We start from the raw sequence: 935 nt of genomic DNA, 5'->3' as shown, positions 1-935 counted from the left end.
GTAGCTGACGATATTGATGCACAACGTGCGGACGCAGAAAAAGCTGTAGAGGAAGCGAAACAAGCAGACCAAGCAGCTAAGGATGCATTAGCGAAAGCGAATGAAGATGGCTTAATCACGCCAGCGGAAAAAGCTGAGTTAGAGGCAGCCGCGAAAGAAGTAGCTGATAAAAAAGCGGCAGCGGAAGAAAAAGTCAACGCACTTCCAGAAAATCAAAAAGGCGATTTACCATCAGAGCTTGATAAGTTGACTGGTATTGAAATTCCAGAAGCGAACGACGCAGATTCAAATGGAGTAGCTGACGATGTAGATGCGCAACGAGAAGAAGCAGAAAAAGCTGTAGAAGAAGCGAAAGCAGCTGATCAAGCAGCTAAGGATGCATTAGCGAAAGCAAATGAAGATGGATTAATTACACCAGCCGAAAAAGCTGAGTTAGAAAAACTTCAAGAAGAGGCACAAGCTAAGAAAGATGAGGCTACTGACAAAGTTAATACACTTCCAGAAGATCAGCGTGGCGACTTGCCAGCCGAGTTAGATAAGTTAACAGGCATTGAAATTCCAGAAGTGAACGATGCGGATTCAAACGGTGTAGCTGACGATGTTGATGCCCAACGTGAAGAAGCAGAAAAGGCTGTAGAGGAAGCAAAACAAGCGGATCAAGCAGCGAAAGACGCATTAGTGAAAGCGGAAGAAGACGGCTTAATCACACCAGCCGAAAAAGCCGAGTTAGAGACAGCAGCTCAAGAAGCAGCTGACAAAAAATCTACAGCGACAGAAAAAGTTAACGCACTTCCAGAAGACCAAAAAGGCGATTTACCTGCTGAGTTAGACAAACTAACAGGCATCGAAATTCCAGAAGTGAACGATGCGGATTCAAATGACGTAGCTGATGATGTTGATGCCCAACGAGCAGATGCGGAAAAAGCTGTAGAAGA

General features: G+C 44.9%; 1 protein-coding gene. It reads left to right on the top strand.

Annotated elements, in window-relative coordinates; translation table 11 throughout:
* Positions 1 to 935, top strand: a 935-nt coding sequence (locus CD122_RS12035) for a GA-like domain-containing protein (RefSeq protein WP_420852957.1), incomplete at both ends; no start/stop codon positions are given.

Source organism: Staphylococcus rostri (assembly GCF_002902145.1).
GTDB classification, from domain to species: Bacteria; Bacillota; Bacilli; order Staphylococcales; family Staphylococcaceae; genus Staphylococcus; species Staphylococcus rostri.
This window is presented reverse-complemented; position numbering and strand designations above follow the sequence as displayed.